19 protein-coding genes are annotated in these 18,360 nt (G+C 59.8%); 5 read left to right on the top strand and 14 right to left on the bottom strand.

Features of this window, described 5'->3' with window-relative positions; genetic code table 11:
* Positions 1-86: 86 nt before the first annotated feature.
* Positions 87-419: a hypothetical protein gene (locus D8780_RS07785; RefSeq protein WP_121645083.1), complete on the top strand. Its 333-nt coding sequence runs from the start codon at positions 87-89 to the stop codon at positions 417-419.
* Here the strand turns inward: D8780_RS07785 and D8780_RS07780 are convergent.
* The 4 genes from D8780_RS07780 to D8780_RS07765 all read right to left on the bottom strand — a co-directional run bounded on the left by D8780_RS07780 (position 416) and on the right by D8780_RS07765 (position 5,820).
* Positions 416-2,509 carry an HlyD family efflux transporter periplasmic adaptor subunit gene (locus tag D8780_RS07780; RefSeq protein WP_121645082.1) on the bottom strand — a complete coding sequence of 698 codons (2,094 nt, stop codon included), beginning with the start codon at positions 2,507-2,509 and terminating at the stop codon, positions 416-418. The two genes, D8780_RS07785 and D8780_RS07780, sit on opposite strands and share 4 nt — an antisense overlap.
* A gap of 2 nt (positions 2,510-2,511) precedes the next feature.
* The gene (locus D8780_RS07775) at positions 2,512-3,969 is read right to left on the bottom strand and encodes an efflux RND transporter periplasmic adaptor subunit (protein ID WP_121645081.1); all 1,458 of its coding nucleotides are present in this window, start codon (positions 3,967-3,969) and stop codon (positions 2,512-2,514) included.
* A complete protein-coding gene (locus D8780_RS07770) occupies positions 3,966-4,742 on the bottom strand; it encodes an efflux RND transporter periplasmic adaptor subunit (protein WP_121645080.1) in 777 nt (258 codons plus the stop codon). Before D8780_RS07770 ends, D8780_RS07775 begins: the two co-directional genes overlap by 4 nt.
* A 283-nt stretch (positions 4,743-5,025) precedes the next feature.
* Positions 5,026-5,820, bottom strand: a complete 795-nt coding sequence (locus D8780_RS07765) for a TSUP family transporter (RefSeq protein ID WP_121645079.1) — start codon at positions 5,818-5,820, stop codon at positions 5,026-5,028.
* Between the two features lie 229 nt (positions 5,821-6,049).
* Between D8780_RS07765 and D8780_RS07760 the strand changes: the two genes are divergently transcribed.
* The gene (locus D8780_RS07760; RefSeq protein ID WP_121645078.1) at positions 6,050-6,478 is read left to right on the top strand and encodes a L,D-transpeptidase; all 429 of its coding nucleotides are present in this window, start codon (positions 6,050-6,052) and stop codon (positions 6,476-6,478) included.
* Positions 6,479-6,505: 27 nt separating this feature from the next.
* On the opposite strand, the gene D8780_RS07755 is transcribed toward D8780_RS07760, so the two are convergent.
* The 7 genes from D8780_RS07755 to D8780_RS07725 form a co-directional block, all read right to left on the bottom strand.
* Positions 6,506-7,606 carry a quaternary amine ABC transporter ATP-binding protein gene (locus tag D8780_RS07755; protein WP_121646448.1) on the bottom strand — a complete coding sequence of 367 codons (1,101 nt, stop codon included), beginning with the start codon at positions 7,604-7,606 and terminating at the stop codon, positions 6,506-6,508.
* 14 nt (positions 7,607-7,620) lie between these two features.
* A complete protein-coding gene (locus tag D8780_RS07750; RefSeq protein ID WP_121645077.1) occupies positions 7,621-8,511 on the bottom strand; it encodes an ABC transporter permease in 891 nt (296 codons plus the stop codon).
* 87 nt (positions 8,512-8,598) lie between these two features.
* Entirely contained in the window at positions 8,599-9,615 is a 1,017-nt protein-coding gene (locus D8780_RS07745) for an ABC transporter substrate-binding protein (RefSeq protein WP_121645076.1), read from the bottom strand.
* Positions 9,616-9,895: 280 nt separating this feature from the next.
* A complete protein-coding gene (locus D8780_RS07740) occupies positions 9,896-10,630 on the bottom strand; it encodes a transporter substrate-binding domain-containing protein (RefSeq protein ID WP_121645075.1) in 735 nt (244 codons plus the stop codon).
* Between the two features lie 90 nt (positions 10,631-10,720).
* Positions 10,721-11,338 (bottom strand): energy-coupling factor transporter transmembrane component T family protein, encoded by a 618-nt coding sequence (locus D8780_RS07735; RefSeq protein ID WP_121645074.1) that lies wholly within the window; start codon positions 11,336-11,338, stop codon positions 10,721-10,723.
* The gene (locus tag D8780_RS07730; RefSeq protein ID WP_245412294.1) at positions 11,335-12,012 is read right to left on the bottom strand and encodes an energy-coupling factor ABC transporter ATP-binding protein; all 678 of its coding nucleotides are present in this window, start codon (positions 12,010-12,012) and stop codon (positions 11,335-11,337) included. Before D8780_RS07730 ends, D8780_RS07735 begins: the two co-directional genes overlap by 4 nt.
* On the bottom strand, positions 12,009-12,569 hold the full coding sequence (locus D8780_RS07725; protein ID WP_121646446.1) for a biotin transporter BioY: 561 nt from the start codon (positions 12,567-12,569) through the stop codon (positions 12,009-12,011). The genes D8780_RS07730 and D8780_RS07725 overlap by 4 nt, the downstream gene beginning before the upstream one ends.
* Positions 12,570-12,813: 244 nt before the next feature.
* On the opposite strand from D8780_RS07725, the gene dusA reads away from it, so the two are divergent.
* Together dusA and D8780_RS07715 are read left to right on the top strand one after the other, a co-directional pair.
* Positions 12,814-13,821: a tRNA dihydrouridine(20/20a) synthase DusA gene (dusA, locus tag D8780_RS07720; RefSeq protein ID WP_121645073.1), complete on the top strand. Its 1,008-nt coding sequence runs from the start codon at positions 12,814-12,816 to the stop codon at positions 13,819-13,821.
* A 42-nt stretch (positions 13,822-13,863) separates the two neighbouring features.
* The gene (locus tag D8780_RS07715; protein WP_121646445.1) at positions 13,864-14,685 is read left to right on the top strand and encodes a sulfite exporter TauE/SafE family protein; all 822 of its coding nucleotides are present in this window, start codon (positions 13,864-13,866) and stop codon (positions 14,683-14,685) included.
* 9 nt (positions 14,686-14,694) lie between these two features.
* Here D8780_RS07715 and D8780_RS07710 read toward each other — a convergent pair whose 3' ends face one another.
* Together D8780_RS07710 and D8780_RS07705 are read right to left on the bottom strand one after the other, a co-directional pair.
* Complete coding sequence (locus D8780_RS07710) at positions 14,695-15,393, bottom strand: retropepsin-like aspartic protease family protein (RefSeq protein ID WP_121645072.1); 699 nt, start codon at positions 15,391-15,393, stop codon at positions 14,695-14,697.
* Entirely contained in the window at positions 15,387-15,602 is a 216-nt protein-coding gene (locus D8780_RS07705; RefSeq protein ID WP_121645071.1) for a DUF1289 domain-containing protein, read from the bottom strand. Before D8780_RS07705 ends, D8780_RS07710 begins: the two co-directional genes overlap by 7 nt.
* A gap of 140 nt (positions 15,603-15,742) precedes the next feature.
* On the opposite strand from D8780_RS07705, the gene D8780_RS07700 reads away from it, so the two are divergent.
* Positions 15,743-16,729 (top strand): nicotinate-nucleotide--dimethylbenzimidazole phosphoribosyltransferase, encoded by a 987-nt coding sequence (locus D8780_RS07700; RefSeq protein WP_121645070.1) that lies wholly within the window; start codon positions 15,743-15,745, stop codon positions 16,727-16,729.
* Here the strand turns inward: D8780_RS07700 and D8780_RS07695 are convergent.
* The gene (locus D8780_RS07695; protein WP_121645069.1) at positions 16,718-18,286 is read right to left on the bottom strand and encodes a sensor histidine kinase; all 1,569 of its coding nucleotides are present in this window, start codon (positions 18,284-18,286) and stop codon (positions 16,718-16,720) included. The genes D8780_RS07700 and D8780_RS07695 overlap by 12 nt on opposite strands.
* Positions 18,287-18,360 lie beyond the last annotated feature (74 nt).

Genomic DNA, 18,360 nt, shown 5'->3' with positions numbered 1-18,360 from the left:
ACGGCGTGCCATGCGCCGCGTTTCCTTATCAGTTCGTTATTGAACGAACATCCTCCCTGGCGCCAAATGGCAGAAAGATTATCAACATGTTTAAAGTTGCGGAGCCGCTTCGTACGCTTTTCTTGGTGCCTGCTGTCATGACCCTTCGAACACCGCTTCTGCTTGCGGAAGCTGGCCGTCCATTGGATGAGCGGCCCGAAAGCACCACCGCCTTTTCGGAGAAGATCATTGCCGCTCAGGTCGGCATGTGGGCCGGGACGATGGCTTATGTGATACGGGCGGCTTGGCTGCCCTATGATCTGATGGCCGGTCGGTCCGTCGAGTCGACGCTTGAAGCCGCGCAGAAACAGGCGGCTCGACAGGCGATGGCGCCGGCCAACCGACAGGTAAGGAAGAACTACCGCCGCCTGACACGCTAGAAATCGAACTCGCGAATGAGAACCCCGGCGGCGTGGCGAAGATAGCGGGCGATCGGTGCCTGCCTGTCGGCCTCCAGAATTGCGATGCCGCGAAGTTCTCTGACAGGCTCCTCATCGGGCGCATCCAATTCGATGGTGATTGCATAATGCGGCTTTTGTGGCACCGGGCCGAGGCCGGGAACGTCCTGGACTGCGACTGGCCCGCCATATTGCGAGGATAGCAAGGGCAGGTCGAAAGAGTGCAGAGGAGCGGCTGCAATCTCGGTAATCCTACCATGGCGCACGGACCTTTCCGGCTCGTCCGGTATGAAGCGCACGGCGCTGCCGGCACGAAGACGTGGGAGTTCGGCTTCCGGCACAAGCGCGGTGACCGTCGGTCGGCCACGTTCTACCAAGGTCGCGAGAGGGGTTTGGGGAGCGATCCAGAGGCCCTCGTGCAGATTGGATGATACCCAGACCAATCTGGCCTGCTTGAGCCTCGGAGGCGGGGCTACAATGTGCAAGGCTGACGCCCGGTCCTTCAGTGTCTCCATCTCCGCCTCGGCCGCTTCGCCCTGCCTTATGAAGATTGCTCTGTCGTTCCTTTCCTTGCGGTCGGCAGCGATGCGGGCATAGCGTCGGTTTGCAAGCGTGTGTCGTGCCATCGCTGCCTTGTGATCGAAAGGCCGATCCGGCTCCATGCTGGTGATGGAGAGTAGGCGTCGGCCCCCCGCCACGGTCTCTTCGACGCTGTCGATGCGCGCCGGCACCGGCATATGAAGATCCCAGACCTTGCCTGCTCTCATGACGGCGGGCGCGTGTATCTTTCCCTGCCAAGGCAGAAAAAGGATCGATAGAAGGATCGCGAGTGCCGAAAGGCTCAGAAGCGAGTGCCAATTGATGCGAAACCGACTTCTGTTGCCGGCCCACAGGCGCAGTTCGGTCCATAACGGGCGAACAATGAATATGCCGACTTCCATGATAAAGAGCGCAATGCCGAGGGCCTTTGCGACGCTGTGATAAATAAGAAGCGCAATGCCAAGGAAGAGAAAGAAGCGGTAGATCCACGTCGCATAGGCGTGGAGCAGGACGATACGGCGTTTGGCGGGAGCAAAGTACTCGGGCGGCGGCTCGCCCCAGCCAAAAAGAGTTTCGCGCAGTCGCCACCGTGCCAGAGCGAAGCCGCGCTGTTGAAGATTTTCCACGCCGATCAGGTCGGAAAACAGATAATAGCCGTCGAACCGCATGAGCGGGTTCAGATTGACCGCGAGGCTGACAACCCAACTAAGCGTGGCAAGTGTGAATGCGACCGATCGCGCGGCGCCATCCGGCAGTAGCGCCCAGGCAAGCGTCGCATGCGCGGCGATGGCGAGTTCCACCAGCAGACCACCGGCTCCGATCATCATGCGATCACGTCGAGGCAATCGCCAGGCGGCCGTCGTGTCGGTGTAAAGCACTGGTGTCATGAATATGAAAGCGACGCCGATGCGCGGCACCGATACGCCACAGCGGTGTGCCATGAAGGCATGGCCACCCTCATGCAACACTTTCAGCAGCAGAAGACTCGCTCCGTAGAGTACCGCGCCCTGCACCGTCATGAGACGAGAGAACGTATCCTCAAAGGCGTCCCATTGGCGACCGGCCAGCCACAAGCCCAGCAGTCCCGCTGCAATGGTTGTGATCAGGAAGCCCCGTGAACAGAGAGGGGCTACGAAGCGCCAGCTCCGCTCGATGGCACGCTGCGGGCGGAACAGAGGTATTCGAAAGAAGAGATAGGTGTGAAAGAGGCGAGAGAGAGCGGACCGGTCATTTGGTTTCGCCCGTTCTGACAGATCGTCGATATCGGCATTCGAGAGGAGCTGATTTTCGCGCAAGAAAGCATGCAGTTCCGAAAGGTCGTTATCTGATGGAGCGGCGCTGCCAGTCGCTTCAAGGCGCTGCTGGAGATCAGCATCCGTTTCACCCTCCCGGCCGGTGAGCCATCCCGCCATCTCGGCCGGAACACGAAAGAACCGGTTGCGGAGCGGATCCTCAATGAAGAGCGCGTCGCCTTCCGGATCTCTGTGAAAACGCAAGTCCTTGCGCAGGGCGGGAAGGGATTTGCCGGGCATTTCTAAAGCCCCACCCTCTGCCGCAGCGCTGCAATCGGCCGGCGAAGCAGATAATAGCCAAGCGCCACCCTCTTGCCGAGCAACTGGGCCGTGCCGCGCATTCCGATGCGCAGACCGGTTTTGTCGCTCAGCTCGGCTGTTATCTTATAGGCGAGACGCTGGTCCGGTGTGACTTCGGCGCGATACCCGGCGCTGAGAACCTTGCCGGCCACCGGACGAAACGGCTGCCCCTCAACAAAGAAGCGGAGTGACGGATGGGAGTCCAGAACGATCGCATCGCCGACGGGCAGATCGGCATGTAGTTTCACCGCTCTGGGGTCGGCAATCTCCATGATGCGTTCGCCGGTCGACACGGGGCGTCCGATCCAATGATCCGGGCGGCTGTAGAGAACGGTTCCGCCGCGCTGTGCCAGCACTCTCGTGCGCGCCAGACGATTTTCGGCCTGCTGCAATTCCGCTTCGGCAATCTGGCGCGCCGCTTCCGCTTCGGCCAGTTCGCGCCGCGCCGCCGGTTCGGAGAATGCTGCCTGACGAAGGCGCTGCTCGCGTGCCCGCGCCACCGAGAGCGTTTCACGAGCGATCGCCCGTCGACCGGCCAGTTCCGTGTCGTCGAAGGTGAAAAGCAGATCGCCTGCTTTGATGGTGGCGTTTGGCGGAACCACAATATCGTGAATGATGCCGTCCAGAGGGGAGGCGACAATGAAGGGATCGGCCGCAACGATCTCCGCCGGGGCGAGAGCAGAAAAAGGAACCGGCACACATGCCAGCAAGCCGAGCGCGGCCATCGCTGCCACCGTGATACGTGTTCGCTTCTGCCTGAGCCGGTGGCCAAGGCTCGAAGGCCTTTGAAACAGAGTAAGCGCGTGGTTGCAGGCGTCCGCGATACGTAGAAGAACCGGATCGGACGTTTCGAGCGGCCGGTCTGTTTCGAGAAGCAGGATGCAATCGGGACGCCGCTGGCGATTGCTGCGGTCGTCGCGGCCATGGCGAAGCGGTATCGGCAGCAAAGTGAAGAAGGCTCCGGCGGGTCCATCTTGCAGGCAATCACCGCCAGCCCCATTGCCCGATTGCAGAAATTCATTCTTGCCGAATGTGGTGATGCAGAGCATTGCGCGCTGGTGAATGCCGACAGCCTTCTCAAGGCACTGCATTGCCGGAGCGTCCCTGTCGGGCTGCGCGACGTCGCTGGCGTGGGTCAGTCGGAGAGCGCCACCGGCATTTGCCTGAAAGAGAAAGACGCGCTCAAGGCCCGGTATGAGATCGGCCTTGAGCCCTGTGGTTATCGTGATGCCAAGCCCGTCGCGTGAGCGCGGTTGGCGCAACCGGCCTTCATAAAGAAGCAGCGCCGCGAGGCGGCTTGAGACCCTCTGGGGTGGATTGTCTGCATTCAGACGGCGAACCGTTTGGCCGGCACGATCCGCAGCTTTCGGGAATTGGCTCGGATGGACACACTTGTTCATCTGGAGATCGCGCCGGTCGTCTCACTCAGGATCTGAACGTTTCCACTCATGCCGGCGAGGGTCCGGCCTTTTTCGCCGTCGATCCGGCCTATGATGCGGATTGTCTGGCTGATCGGATCGACCTCGGCGGCTATCCGTTCGATCGAGCCATTCAAGGTCTCGCCCGTTTCATCGACCTCGAACGCGAACGGCCAGTCGACCGCGATCCAGCGCAGCCAGTGACTTGGCGCAACGAACTCGATTTCGAGCCTACGGTCGTCCAGTACGATCATCAGTGGCGATCCACCACCTTCCGGAAACTCGGAGACGGCGACATTCATGGCAACAACCCGCCCGTCAAAGGGCGCTGGTATCTCGCAGCGGCGGAGCCTTTCGGCCAGCGCCTCCGCCTCGGCTTCGCTGCGTCTGAAACGAGAAGCCGCGATATCGACTTCGCCTTTTCCGGCGGCGCCGTAGGTCTTCAACTGCACTTTCTGGTTGTATTCCAGCCGGGCTGAGTTGACCGCCGCACGCGCTGCCGTCAGTTCGGCACGATATTGCCCGCAATCGAGACGGATCAGAATGTCGCCCTTTCGAAATCGCTCGCCGTCTCGAAAGGGCGTTTCTGTAATGGCAGCAACAATGTCCGTGCTGATCTCGACCCGATCACTTGCCTTGACGAGCCCCCTGATATCCAAGGCGGAAGGCTGTTTCTCTTTGTCGAATGTCTGTGCCCAGCCGGAGCTGCAGAGAAGAAAGATAGAGGCTGAAATAATACCGACCACTACACGCATACGTGTTCTCCTTGAATCACGATACAATTTAAGCGGGTATTTATTAAAATTTTCAACCCAGAACGCAAAAGCCGTGTTTCTCCGGATCTCCGGTGAAACACGGCTTTGCCATTTCAACGCTGGCGCTTCGCCGACACACTATGGCGAAGGTACCGAGCCCCGGTACGCAATACCTGATCCGGGGCGTCGAAGCGGGCTGTCCGCTTCGTCTTCCTTTGTAGGGCGTCTTCGTTACTTTGCGGTTATCGCCGTCTTAGCAAAGGGTAAAACCCGCCAATAATAATCAGCTTATCAAGCCGAGAAGGAAGCGCCCGACCGGATGGTTCTGATCCGACAGGAGCTTGAGAGCCGTGGCCAGGCAGATCAGCGTCAGCAATGGACGAATGAGCCAGCCGCCTCCACGGATGGCGAGCGCGGCCCCGCAGCGCGCGCCGACGAACTGGGCGACTCCCATCGATAGCCCGATCCGCCAGTCGACCGCTCCAAGCGCGAGAAACCCTGCGAGACCGCCTATATTGGAGGCGAAGTTCATGAGCTTGGTGTGGGCGGTAGCGCGAAGAAGGGTCTGTCCGCGCAAAGTCGTAAAGGCGAGAACGAAGAACGATCCCGTACCTGGCCCGAACAATCCGTCGTAGAAACCGATCGATGGAACGGCGGTGATGCCGAAGGTGGTGCGACCGAGGCGAGGGCGTTCGATTGCGATCTCTTCCGGCTCTCGCCGGAAGGCGAACCAGACGCCGATCACGATCAGGAAGAAGGGCAGGAGGGTCGAGAGGACAGCGGGTGAGAGAACCCCGGCCAGCGCCGCGCCCCCCATGGCCGCCAAACCTGAGACAAAGGCGAACGGCCACCACAATGCCCAGTCGAGCTTTCCGGCGCGGGCATAGCGCAAGCAGGCGGAGCCGGAGCCGAACATGGCCTGTAGCTTATTCGTGCCGAGCGCCGTGACAGGCGGCAGGCCGGCGATCAGAAGCGCGGGAATTGTGAGAAGACCGCCGCCTCCTGCAATCGCATCGATAAGCCCTGCCGCAAATCCAACTGCAATGAGGGCGGCAAAAATAATGTCGGGGTCAGCCATGGGAACCGTCAGCGGATACGCTCACGAAAGTTTGAACGGACATGCGGGACCTTGAGAAAAGATAGAAAACGCTTTTATTTACAGAGATTTACGAATTACGTCTCGAATTTCTCGTCAATGACGAAATGGCCACGGCCTACTTTAAGGCAGTTTTGTGATGAAAGCATGTTCAATTTCTGGCAGCGTGCAGAGGCGTAAGGGATGTACGAATGGTTGTGTGAGGGTTCTCATGAAGTCGATTTATGTCGCGTTTTTCGCCGCACTTCTTATTTTTGTCAGTCCACTGTCCGCATCGGCCGCCAGGCTGGTTGCACAGATCGATATCTCCCAACAGCGCATGACGGTGCTCAAGAATGGGCGCGTGCTGAGCAGATGGAAGGTCTCTACGGCGCGTCGAGGTTACTACACACCGCGAGGCACCTACTCAGCGAAGCGTATGCATCGGCAGTGGTACAGCCGCAAATACGACATGTCGCCCATGCCCTATTCGATCTTCTTTCACGGTGGGTACGCCATTCATGGGACAGGTGCCGTCCGTTCGCTCGGCCGTCCCGCCTCTCATGGCTGTGTGCGTCTTCATCCGAACCACGCCGCGCAGCTGTTCAAGTGGACGCGTCAGGTCGGTATGGGCAATATGCGGGTCGTGATCAAAAACTAAACTAATCCAGAGCGCCAGTGACGGCGGCTAGGCCGCCGCCTCACTATCACTATCCGCATTCGCCGGCACCCGCGGCACGAGAGCGCGGACCAGATCCTTCATGTGAAGAGTGCCGACCGGCGTACCATCGCGCAAGACGAGGTAGTCGTGGCTGACATCGCCACGCGATATGCCGATCACGTCTTCGAGCGTCTGATCGTGGTCGATGACATACTCGCCGGACTGAGCCCGTGCGATCTGGGCGGAATCCGGGGTCGTCAGCGGTTCCATGACCGAGCGGACACGAAGAACGCGGGCGCGGTTGATGTCGGCGACGAAGTCTTCGATGTAAGGATCGCTCGGATGGAGTAGGATGTGCTGCGGCTCGCCCTGCTGGATGACCTCGCCATCCTTCAGAATAACGAGCATATCGGCCAGTTTCAGCGCCTCATCGAGATCGTGCGTGATGAAGATGATGGTCTTGTGGAGATCCCGTTGAAGTTCCAGCAGCAGGTTCTGCATGTCGGTGCGGATCAACGGATCGAGCGCCGAGAAGGCTTCGTCCATCAAGAGGATTTCGGCATCGGTTGCGAGGGCGCGAGCGAGGCCGACGCGCTGCTGCATGCCGCCCGATAGCTGATTGGGATAATGGTCGCCATAGCCCGCAAGGCCGACCTTGTCGATCCAGCGCTGGCTCGTCTCTACGGCCTTCTTCTTGTCGATCCCTTGCACGGTCAGCCCGTAAGCGACATTTTCGGCGACCGTCCGGTGGGGAAACAGGCCGAAGCGCTGAAATACCATCGAGATCTTGTGGCGGCGAAATTCTTTCAGCTGCTTCTGGTCGTATTCGAGAACGTTTTCGCCATCGACGATCAGTTCGCCGGCGGTCGGGTCGATCAAACGATTAACGTGGCGGATCAAGGTGGATTTGCCGGAGCCGGAAAGGCCCATGATAACCGATAGCTGATTGGCCGGAAGATCGACATTGATGTTTTTCAGTCCGAGGACATGACCGTGCTTTTCCAGGAGCTCGCTCTTGGAAATTCCGGCCCGAACTTCGTCGATGACGGATTTCGGGTCCTCTCCGAAGATCTTATAGAGGTTACGGATCGAGACCTTCGTCTCTTCCGGCGGAGAGGCCGGGGCCATGGTGATGTTCTCGCTCAATGGCCCGCTCCCTGGTCCCGGTGAGCCTGCATGCGCTGGCCGAAGCGTTGTGAAACACGGTCGAATATGATGGCCAGCGCGACAATGGCGAGGCCGTTCATCAGGCCGAGGGCCAGATATTGGTTGGAGACCGCGCGCAGCACCGGCACGCCCAGACCGGCCACCCCGATCAGCGAGGCGATGACGACCATGGAGAGCGCCATCATGATGGTCTGGTTCACGCCGGCGAAAATGGTGGGAAGTGCAAGGGGAATCTGAACACCGAAAAGCTTCTGACGATAATCGGCGCCAAAGGCGGTCGCGGCTTCCAGCACCTCCTTGTCGACAAGGCGGATGCCGAGATTGGTGAGGCGCGCCATCGGGGGCAGGGCGTAGATGCAAACGGCCAGGAGGCCGGGCACCTTGCCGATGCCAAGCAGCATTACGACCGGGATAAGGTAGACGAAGCTGGGAATGGTCTGCATCACGTCCAGGATCGGTGTGATGGCCGCCTGCGTCTTGTTCGATCGGGCCATCAGGATGCCGACGGGCAAGCCGATGAGAATGCAAATGGCCGTGGCGACGGAAACGATCGCCAGCGTGGCCATGGTGTCTTCCCACATGTCGAGGTAACCGATCACTGAAAAGCAGATCAGTGTGCCAACGACCATGACCCATGACCGCGAACCGAGCCAGACGAGGCCGGAGATGACCAGCAGCACAATGGGCCAGGGGGTATTGGTCAGGAGTCGTTCAAACCAGACGAGAAAGTGAAGAAGCGGATCAAAGAAGTTTTCGAGCCCTTCGCCATAAGCGCGCGAGAAACTGCGGAAACCGCCATCGATTGCTTTCTTCAAGTCACGAAGATCCGACCGGCCCATGGTCGGGAATTCGTCAAAGAACTCCATAAGCCCCACCCATTTATCTGATTTTCAGCCGAACCAGTCCCGCCACGATAATCAGGCCGCCCGCGAAACGGACGGCCTGTTGTCGGCTTACAGTTCTTCCTTCACCTTCGAGACCACCTCGTCGGAGACCCATTCCGTCCAGATATCTTCGTGGTTTTCGAGGAAGTAGTAGGCGGCGTCCTCGCCGCTGGCCTGCTCGTCCTGCATGTAGACGAGCATCTTGTTCATGATTTCGCCGGGGAAAATCCGCTTGGACAGGTAATCCTGCGCGGGTCCCGCTTTCTCGGCGAATTCATCGGTCACCACGGTGCGGACTTCCGACTTGGTCCACGCGGTCTTCTGCGGGTCTTCGCAATCCTGTTCCGCCAGAGCGATACAGCCGTTCCAATTCTCGTCGCCGGCGTAGTCCACCTCAAACGGGAGCAGGACCATCTCATATTTGCCGATCATCGCCGTCGGCGCCCAGTAATAGCCGAACCACGGTTCTCCACGCTCGGCAGCCTTGGCCATCGAGCCGTCGAGGCCCGCCGCCGAACCCGGATCGACGAGTTCCCAGCCCTTCTCTTCCATGTCGAAGGCGCGGTACATGTTGGCGTTGATGAGCTGGCAGCCCCAACCGGCCGGGCAGCCAATAAAAGCGCCCTTGGATTCATCTTCGGCGTAGGGGAACAGTTCGGGATGTTCGAGAAGCTTCTCGACAGTATCAAGATCGGGATGCTCTTCTGCGAATTTCGGCGTGACCCACCAGCCTTCGCCGAGACCGGTGATCGGACCGTCATTGACGATCTTAAGCTCGCCTTCGTCGATGCCTTTTTCCAGCAGATCACGAACCGCGTTGATCCACAGTTCGCCAGCTACTTCCGGCTCGCCCTTCTCGTTCATCGAGGCAAAAATGGTCGTTGTCCCGCCATTTACGAGCTGGACGTCGCAGCCATAGCCTTCTTCCAAAATAATCTTGTCGACATTGGCCAGCAATTCACCGGACGGCCAATCGAATTCGGCCATCGAAACGCTGCCGCATGAGTCCTGAGCCATCGCACCACTGGCGCTGAAAGCCAGGGCAGCGGCGCCGGCGGCAAGGGTCAAAAGTCGTTTGTTTGTCATATTTCGTCGCTCTCCCGTGTGACGTATCGAATGACCGCGCCTCCAACCTGAAGAGCGATATCAGACGACTATTTCTGTCACCATAACGATTGTGAACCCCTTGGCAACAGGAGGTTCGAGACTAACGCAGGGGACGGCTAGCCATGCCTTGTCGAAGAAAGATTTTGGGTTTGTTTCACCTTTCTTTCGCCAGAAAAATTTCCGCCCGGCGTTCGAAGATGGTGCGCTGCATTTTCCCTCGCTTTTATTTGATCTTTCTTGGGCGGAAAAAATCTGAAAATCACTTGGCTGCTGGCGCTATTTTCAATGTTCCGTTGCCATTCGCCTCGAGCCGCTCATGGACAAAGCCGCTCCTTTTCGCATCTTCCACGAATGAGGTCAGAGCCTCCAGCGCTGCCGGGCGGCCCTTCGGTACGCACATGGCTTGATAGATCGAGGTGATGCTGCCGGGAAGGATGTGAATATCGTCCCGCCCGCCATAGCGCGCCTCCAATGTCTGCCGTACGCCGGCCACAGCATCATGACCGCCTCTGTCGAACTGGTCGAGGGAGGCTGCTGGCGTCTCGGCGCGGACGATTTCCGCAGCTTCGAGTTCGGTCGAAAGGTACAAATCGTAGGCCGAGTTCTGTGCGACGAGAATTTTCGCGTGCGGTACGTCGAGCTGTTCCATTTCCTGGAAAGGGGCATCGGACCGGACAGCATAAGTCGCCTCGATCTCGACATAGGCCGGCGTGTAGTCAATTTTCTGCGCGCGGCTTTCATCGACCGCGAGAAAGGCCACGTCCCAGACGTCATTCTGCGCATCGGCGAACGCTTTGCCGGCGCCCTCATAGACGATTGTTTCAAGTTCGCGGCCGGTCTGACGCGCCAGCTCCCGCGCAAGATCGGGTGATATCCCTTCCAGTGTCCCGTCATCGCGCTTTCGGGCGAGCGCGGCATTGCCGAGATTGATAGCGGCGCGCAGGGGGCCTTTCGGAGCCAGTTCAGCCAGTATTGCTTCGTTGAAATGGGTCATGATCGTCCTGTTTCTTCTGCTTTGTGCGGAAGATGGATTTCTTGCGCTATACGGCAAGCGCCGGATCAATGCAGGACGTGGCGGACTTTCCTATTTCTCGTTGCTTTTGGCGCCGAGACCATAGCCGCGGGCTTCAAGCGCTTCGGCCAGTTCATCGGCGATTTTAAGCGTGCGGATCAGGGTGGGACCCGCACTTCGGAAAAAGCCGGTTCGCGCGCCTCTTGCCCGTTGCGCTTCGCGCACATCTTCGGAGGCCTGGGTGATGACGGGTATGAAACGGATCGCAAGCGTCATGGCGAGCGCGATCTGTTCCGCCGGCAGCCCGAACCGCTTGAACGGCCGCATGGCGGCAAGCAACGCATCGGAAAGGGCGGCTGGCGAGGTTGTCAGCGACAAGAGAGCGGCGAGAAGGATCAGACTGCTGAACCGCAGGATCGTTTCGACTGCTTCGACCCAACTGGCGGCAAACACCTGAAACAAGGCCAGCAGAAGGATAAAGGGAAGGGCGGGACGAAGCTGCCGATACACGGTCTGTATATCGAAGCGCGCGACGGCATAAAGCGCTGCCGCACACGCCAGGACGACCGCAAGAGGCCAGACATCCAGAAAAAAGACGATCGTGCATGTCACGGCCAGAAGCGTCATTTTCAGCCCGGCCCGCATCCGATGGATCGGGCTCGTGCCAGGGCGGTAGAGGCCGTTGATCACGCCATCGCCTTTTTATAGCGGGCGATCGCGTCGTCGGGGTCGCTATCGGCGATAATCCTGCCCTGATCCAGTACGATGACGCGTTCGAATTCGGTGAGCAATTCAAGCTGATGCGTGACGAAGATGACCGTCTGGGGCAGGGCCGCGACATGCTCTGAAATCTGCCGACTGTGCCGCAGATCGAGAAGAGTCGTCGGCTCATCGAGGATCAGCAGGTCGGGCTCGGTCACGAGTACCCCCGCCAGAGCGACAAGCTGTCGCTCGCCGCCCGATAGTTCGTGGGCGAGGCGGCCGCGAAGGTGGCTTATGCGCAGTCGCTCCATCACGCGGGAGATACGCTCGGCATGCTCGGCCTTTGGAAAGCCACGCTCTTTGAGGCCGAATGCGAGGTCCTCCTCGACGACCGGATAGACGATCTGGCTATCGGGGTTCTGGAAGACAAACCCGGTGATGCGGCGAACTTCTTTCGCATCTTTTGCCGTGTCGTAACCGGCCACCTGAACCGTTCCGCCGGACGGGCGTATCAGGCCCCCGGCGAGACGGGCCAGGGTCGATTTTCCCGACCCGTTCGCGCCGATCAGACCGACGCGCCGCTCCGTTAACTCCAGATCGAGGGGATACAGCGCGGTCTTGCGGTTTCGTTCTAAAGTCGTGCCGGAAAACGTCAGTTTCACGACATGGAGCGCTCACGCGTCGCAATCAAAGGATAAGAACGTCGGACCATCAGGGCGATGGCCGAGGCGACTACAGCCTTGATGAGGTCACCCGGAATGTAGCTGGCCGACCCGATGGTGGTGGTGAGGACCGAGATATCGGTGGCGTAGGACAACCAGAGGATGCCGAGCGGATAAACGGCGACGATACCGCCGATGACGCACGCCATCATCATCCAGAAGAAGTTCATGCGGCTCCAGAACCTCTCGACCATCCAGCCAACTACGAAGGCGCCGATCGGCCAGGAGAAGAGGAAGCCGGCCGACGGACCGGCAAAGGCACCGAGGCCGCCCCGGCCACCTGGCAGAAGCGGCAATCCGATCGCGACCAGAACAAGAAAGAGCAAGACCGCCAGAAACCCGCGGCGTGCGCCAAGGATCGCTCCGGCCAGCATCACGCCGAGTGTCTGCGCGGTGATGGGTACAGGGACGACGGGGATCTGGATCGGCGGCACGAGGCCGAGCACGGCAATGAAGGCGGCAAACAAAGCGATGAACGAGAGACTGCGCGTCGTCATAACGAACCCTTCGACTTTTTTCATGTGGCGGGTGAATTGATCATTGAGCCTTCAGCAGAAGAGCCCGGAGGGCTTTGCAGGTGGCCGTTATCGTTGGCGCGTTTCTATAGTCGTTAAGGCCCGATGAGCAAGAGATGGCAGGCCAACGGCCTGTGCATTGGACAAAGAGGCGTGATATAGGGAGCGCGCTTAAGCGCCGGATCGACCCTCCGGAATTTTTCTGAACGCACCGGTTCAACTGTTTATGTCATCCCCTTCACCAATCTTTGCCGTCGCGCCGATGATCGACTGGACGGTGCGCGAATGCCGTTTCTTTCACCGGCAATTGACCCGGCGGGCGCTGCTCTACACGGAGATGGTGGTGGCAGATGCGATCATCCATGGCGATCGTGAACGGCTTTTGGGGTTCGACACGGTTCAGCATCCGCTGGCATTGCAGATCGGCGGGTCAGATCCGCAGAAGCTGGCAGAAGCCACGCGCATCGGTGTCGATTTCGGCTATGACGAGATCAATCTGAATGTCGGTTGCCCGTCCGACAGGGTGCAATCCGGGGCCTTCGGCGCCTGTCTCATGCGTGATTCCGACCTTGTTCGACGCTGCGTGTCGGCGATGAAGGACGCGGCCGGTACGGTGCCAGTCACGGTGAAATGCCGCATTGGCGTCGATGACCAGAATGCCGAAGAAGTGCTGCCGGATTTCGCGCGGCATATGCGTGAGGGCGGGGCGGATGCTCTCTGGGTTCATGCCCGCAAGGCCTGGTTGAAAGGCCTCTCTCCGAAGGAGAACCGCGACATTCCTCCGCTGGATTATGCTCTCGTACACGCACTCAAGGCGGACTATCCGGATTGGTTCATCGGGATCAATGGCGGGATCGCGAGCATGGCCGAGATCCGGGACCACCTAACCATCATGGATGGCGTGATGGTCGGTCGCAAAGCCTATGGCGAGCCTGCTTTTCTGACGGAGGTGGATACGCTGTGGGGGGATCGCAAGGAGGAGCCGGACTGGCCCCGTATCATCGAGACGATGATGTGTTATGCGGCGCAGCGCAGGGCAGAGGGCGCAAGGCTCTCGGCCGTTACCCGTCATATGGTCGGGCTCTTTTCCGGCGTTCCCGGTGCAAGGCGGTGGAGACAGATCCTCTCGACCGATGCCACGCGTTACGATGCAGGTCCCGAGATCATCGAACGAGCCTTCGAAGAGGTTGCGCCGCATCTCGCCTCATCAGACACCGATGCAGCGGTGGCATAGTGCATTTTATCATTTCGGCGGGAGCCGCAGCTTTTGAGTTACATTGATCTTCTGACGCCCGAGATCATCGGTTTCGGCGTCCTTACTCTGATATCGGGCGTCATTGCGGGCTTCTTGGCAGGGTTGTTCGGCATTGGCGGAGGCGCGATCCTTGTGCCCGTCTTCTATCAGATGCTTGGCATAGCGGGCATTGCCGACGGTGTCCGAATGCATGTGGCGGTTGGCACATCGCTTGCCATCATCGTCGCCACCTCCCTGCGGTCGTTCTTCTCTCACCGTGCCTATGGGCAGATGAATGACGCTCTGCTGAAGACCTTCCTGATCGCCGTGCCGCTGGGGGCGCTGGCAGCTAGTGCGGTGACGGCTTCCATCTCCGGGGCAACACTCCGCGCGATCTTTGCCACGATCGCCATCCTGATCGCCATCCGATTGCTGTCCGGCCGGCTGGACTTTTCGCTTGGCAATCAATTGCCGGGTATTGCAGGGCGGAGCGTGGTCGGCTTTCTGATCGGTCTGCTCTCCGCGCTGATGGGCATTGGCGGGGGCGTACTGACCAATACCTTCATGACGCTCTACAACCGACCCATGAAGGAGGCGGTCTCCACCTCCGCCGCGGTCGGCGTGCTGATCGCGGTGCCCGGACTGTTCGGCTATATCTGGGCGGGATGGGGTGAAAGTGGACTGCCACCCTTTTCCCTCGGCTTCGTCAATTTTCTGACGGTCGCGATTGTGGTGCCGGTCACGCTTCTCATGGCGCCGGTCGGGGTCTCGCTCGCCCACCGTCTCCCGGAACGCTCGATGCGGATCGGTTTCGGCCTTTTCCTTTTGCTGGTCTCGGCCCGCTTTTTCTATTCGCTGGTCTGAAGCGCAAGCCTATCCCTTCAGAACAAGGCGGTCCTGCCGGAACTCGAAAGCTTCAAGAGAGCCCAGAAAGTTCATACCAAGGAGGGACTGACCGAGTTGGGCATCCCGAGCGACCATTACCGAAACGTCGCGTCGTTCGATGCCGCCAATCACGAACCGGGAAACATTGGCCCGCGCGGCAAGGGTCGGCCCGTTTGCGGTCATGACCGGTATCACGAAGCGCAATTGCCGTGGATCGATACCGATCCGCTTCGCGTCGCTTTCCCGCAAGGTCGTTGTCGTCGCACCCGTATCGACAAGAAGCCGGATCTCGGCGTTGTCGAGATTGGCCTGTGCGTAAAAATGACCTCCCAGGCCCTTCTTGAGGGTCACAGTGGTCCGGCCGTCATCGGATACGGAGGTCACGGGTGTGCCGGGTGACAAGCCCGCCGAGATATCCATGGCGAAATTGCGAAGTTCATCCCGCCGTTCATAGCCGACGACCAGCACCACGCCGATCACCACCCAGGTCGCCAGGCTACGGAAAACGCGCCCGAACGGCATGCCGGAAAAGAGAATGACGGGTGCAAGCATGGCTGCCCACAATGATAGGTAGATGACTTCCGCACCGTCTTCGGCAGGCAGGCCGAAAGCCTCCATGATGCCGGACTCCAGCATGTAGACGATAAGCAGCACGCCCAGGCCGCCTATTGCGATCCACTTCAGCATTTGGATATCAGCCTCATCAGCTTTCGCCCCGGACGGAGCCCGGCCGCCTCCATACGGGTGGGCAATTGAATCATGATCGAACGTCGCTCGCTGGTCTTGAGTTTACCCCAGTCAGCGATTTCGGCCAGTGAGCGCCCGCAACCCATGCAGAGCGCCGATTCATCGTCGATGGAACAGATGTTGATGCAGGGTGTCAGGGCAGGGCTCACAGGCTTCGTCTTTCGATTCTAGATGGTGGCGCTCGTCCTGTGCCGCAAGTTTGGCTTGCCCTTGTCGATATCCTGAAGAGCCAGTATGGCCGTGGCGACGATCATTTTCTTGCGTATATAGCCGCAGCCTTGGAGAGTTCATGGCATCTGGCCTTCCCTTCGATGATTTTCGCAACCTGCTGACAATGTTGCCGGCCCCAGATCACGCCGGTGGCGACTGGGTCGAAAAAGCGCTGGATGCGCTGGCGCCGCAGCAGCAATTGGGGCGTCTCGGCGCGACCGCCAGATGGTATGCAACGTGGTCCGGAAAATCCCTGTCACCGGTCACGCGTCCGCTTTGCGCGATCTTTGCCGGCAATCATGGCCACGCCGCCGCGAGCGATACGGCATGGGACGTCGCACGCACCCAGGCAGCAGTCGATCTGGCCGCGACTGGAGGCAGCGTCGTGAACGGTGTCTGCATCGCTCAGGATGTCGGCCTGCGCATTCTCGATCTGGCGCTGGATCATCCGACCGCCGACATTCGCAATGAGGCGGCTCTCGACGAACGGGGCTGCGCGGCGACGATGGCCTTCGGTATGGAGGCAATGGCTGGCGGGACCGACCTTTTGGCTATTGGCGCGCTGGGTGAGGGGACGGAAATATGCTCGGCTGCGCTTTTGACGGCGATGCTGGGCGAACCGGCCGACATGTTCATCGGTGAAGGTGACGATCCGGTCATCAGAAAGCGCGCCGAGACGGTAAAGGCGGCTCTTCGAACCCATAAGGGCCACCTTTCCGACCCGTTCGAAGCGCTGCGCCGTCTCGGAGGGCGGGAATATGCAGCCATGGTCGGACTGCTGCTGGCCGCGCGGCTGGAGAATGTGCCTGTCGTGATATCGGGCCGTGCCGCGCTGGCAGCGGTCGCGGTTCTCCACAAGGCCAATGCCATGACCACTGGTCACTGTATCCTGGCGGATCCAGGCGGTCAGCCGGGCGCGGAGAAAGCCGCCCGAAAGCTCGGCATGACACCGCTTCTCGATTACGGCATCGATACGGACGACGGTGCCGCCGCGGCTCTTGGAGCGGGGCTTGTCAAAACGGCGGTAAACACGACTGCAGCCGTTGCCGGGGCGCTAGACCTCTGAGTGCGTCTCTACGCCGAGCGCTTCGTCGGCGGGTTTCGCAGGCGTCTCATGCAGTGGCGCTTCCCCGGCAAGAGAGGGCGGCTCCACCACAACGCGTTTCTTCGGAAAGCTTGCCAGTGCCGTCGTGCCGCTGCGCAAACGGGAGCGAAGAGCGAACTGTCCTTCATGCATGTGCATGATTGCCTGGACGATCGGAAGACCGAGACCGGCACCCTGTTCCGCGCTCTTGATGGCGATCGAGCCCTGGCCGAAGGCGGAAAGCACGATCGGTATCTCGTCCTCTGCGATGCCGGGGCCATCATCGGTCACCGAGAGGTACTGTCCGCCTTTGGTCGTCCATCCGGCCTTCACCGTGATCGAACCACCGACAGGCGTGAACTTGATCGCATTGGAAAGCAGATTGAGCAAAACCTGGCGGACCGAGCGTTCATCCGCAATCAGCGGCGGCAAGCCCGCCTCGATCTTGACGTCGAGCTGCACATCCTTGTTGCGCATCCTGAGCTCGACCATGTGGCAGCAGGCTTCGATCATATGAGCTAGCGATAGGGGCTGCTCGTTCATCTGATAACGCCCGGCCTCGATGCGGGAGAGATCGAGAATTTCGTTGATCAGTTCGAGAAGATGCTTGCCCGAGGCGTGGATATCGCCGGCATATTCCTTGTAGGTGTCGTTCTGCATCGGCCCCAGCACTTCTTCCGCCATTACCTCGGAAAATCCGAGAATGGCGTTAAGTGGGGTCCTCAACTCATGGCTCATTGAGGCCAGGAACCGGCTCTTGGCGAGGTTTGCTTCCTCGGCCCGGCGACGCGCCTCATTGGAGATGCCGTTGGCCGTCTCGAGCTCTGCGATCAACGAGTCCTTTTCCGCGCGGTAGGAGATTTCCAGCAACTGGCTGGCGTGCAACTGGCGCGCCATGAAGATGAAGAATGTCAGCCCGACAATGAGCATCAATGCGAGCATGGCGCTGGTCGGATCGCCATTTCGGACGGCCACGAAGCAGAAGGCTGCGACCACTGGAGCGAATGACAGGAGAAGGGCGCCCCTGATGGCACTCATGATGAAGGCGCTGGCAGCGATGACGAGAAGAACGGTCGCGGCGCGGAAAACCATGTCGCCAGCGACGCCGGTGATCTGCCACGGCACGAAGATGAAAGCGACCCATGGCAGGCTTGCCAGAAAATGGGTCAGACGGAAAAGGCGCCGATAGGCAGCCAGATCGACCTTGCTTTCCTTTTGCCGCAGCACCTGCCAGGCAACGATCTGACGCGGAAGAAAGAACAGGATCGCGCCGAACGCCCAGAGAAAGCCGATTGATACGGTGCCGCGATAATGGCCGAGAGCGGCAGCGGCGAGCGCGATGACCGGGAAAAACAGCGCGGTCGAACGGATGGTTCGGGCATTGATGAGAAGAAGCGTACGGGCAAAATGCACGTCGCCGGCGCGTTCGCGCATCTTGTCCCGTTGCTCGCGCAAAGTGCGCGCCAGTGTCGCGTTTCGCGAGCGCTTCGTTCGATCGACAATGATCTTGTCGGCACTGCCGATCTCGGTAAAGGACATTTCATCAACGTGACAGAGTTCGGCCGGACCCGCACCTGCTCATCCGAAGGTAGAGGCCAGTGCTCCCCAATAGT

The sequence above is a fragment of the Notoacmeibacter ruber genome (genome assembly GCF_003668555.1).
Taxonomy (GTDB): domain Bacteria; phylum Pseudomonadota; class Alphaproteobacteria; order Rhizobiales; family Rhizobiaceae; genus Notoacmeibacter; species Notoacmeibacter ruber.
This window is presented reverse-complemented; position numbering and strand designations above follow the sequence as displayed.

Coding starts and splice junctions, on each gene's coding strand:
- D8780_RS07775 (WP_121645081.1), bottom strand. CDS start 3,969: ATGAACAAGTGTGTCCATCCGAGCCAATTCCCGAAAGCTGCGGATCGT.
- D8780_RS07765 (WP_121645079.1), bottom strand. CDS start 5,820: ATGGCTGACCCCGACATTATTTTTGCCGCCCTCATTGCAGTTGGATTT.
- D8780_RS07760 (WP_121645078.1), top strand. CDS start 6,050: ATGAAGTCGATTTATGTCGCGTTTTTCGCCGCACTTCTTATTTTTGTC.
- D8780_RS07770 (WP_121645080.1), bottom strand. CDS start 4,742: ATGCGTGTAGTGGTCGGTATTATTTCAGCCTCTATCTTTCTTCTCTGC.
- D8780_RS07725 (WP_121646446.1), bottom strand. CDS start 12,569: ATGACGACGCGCAGTCTCTCGTTCATCGCTTTGTTTGCCGCCTTCATT.
- D8780_RS07745 (WP_121645076.1), bottom strand. CDS start 9,615: ATGACAAACAAACGACTTTTGACCCTTGCCGCCGGCGCCGCTGCCCTG.
- D8780_RS07780 (WP_121645082.1), bottom strand. CDS start 2,509: ATGCCCGGCAAATCCCTTCCCGCCCTGCGCAAGGACTTGCGTTTTCAC.
- D8780_RS07740 (WP_121645075.1), bottom strand. CDS start 10,630: ATGACCCATTTCAACGAAGCAATACTGGCTGAACTGGCTCCGAAAGGC.
- D8780_RS07695 (WP_121645069.1), bottom strand. CDS start 18,286: ATGTCCTTTACCGAGATCGGCAGTGCCGACAAGATCATTGTCGATCGA.
- D8780_RS07750 (WP_121645077.1), bottom strand. CDS start 8,511: ATGGAGTTCTTTGACGAATTCCCGACCATGGGCCGGTCGGATCTTCGT.
- D8780_RS07785 (WP_121645083.1), top strand. CDS start 87: ATGTTTAAAGTTGCGGAGCCGCTTCGTACGCTTTTCTTGGTGCCTGCT.
- D8780_RS07710 (WP_121645072.1), bottom strand. CDS start 15,393: ATGCTGAAGTGGATCGCAATAGGCGGCCTGGGCGTGCTGCTTATCGTC.
- dusA (WP_121645073.1), top strand. CDS start 12,814: ATGTCATCCCCTTCACCAATCTTTGCCGTCGCGCCGATGATCGACTGG.
- D8780_RS07700 (WP_121645070.1), top strand. CDS start 15,743: ATGGCATCTGGCCTTCCCTTCGATGATTTTCGCAACCTGCTGACAATG.
- D8780_RS07755 (WP_121646448.1), bottom strand. CDS start 7,606: ATGGCCCCGGCCTCTCCGCCGGAAGAGACGAAGGTCTCGATCCGTAAC.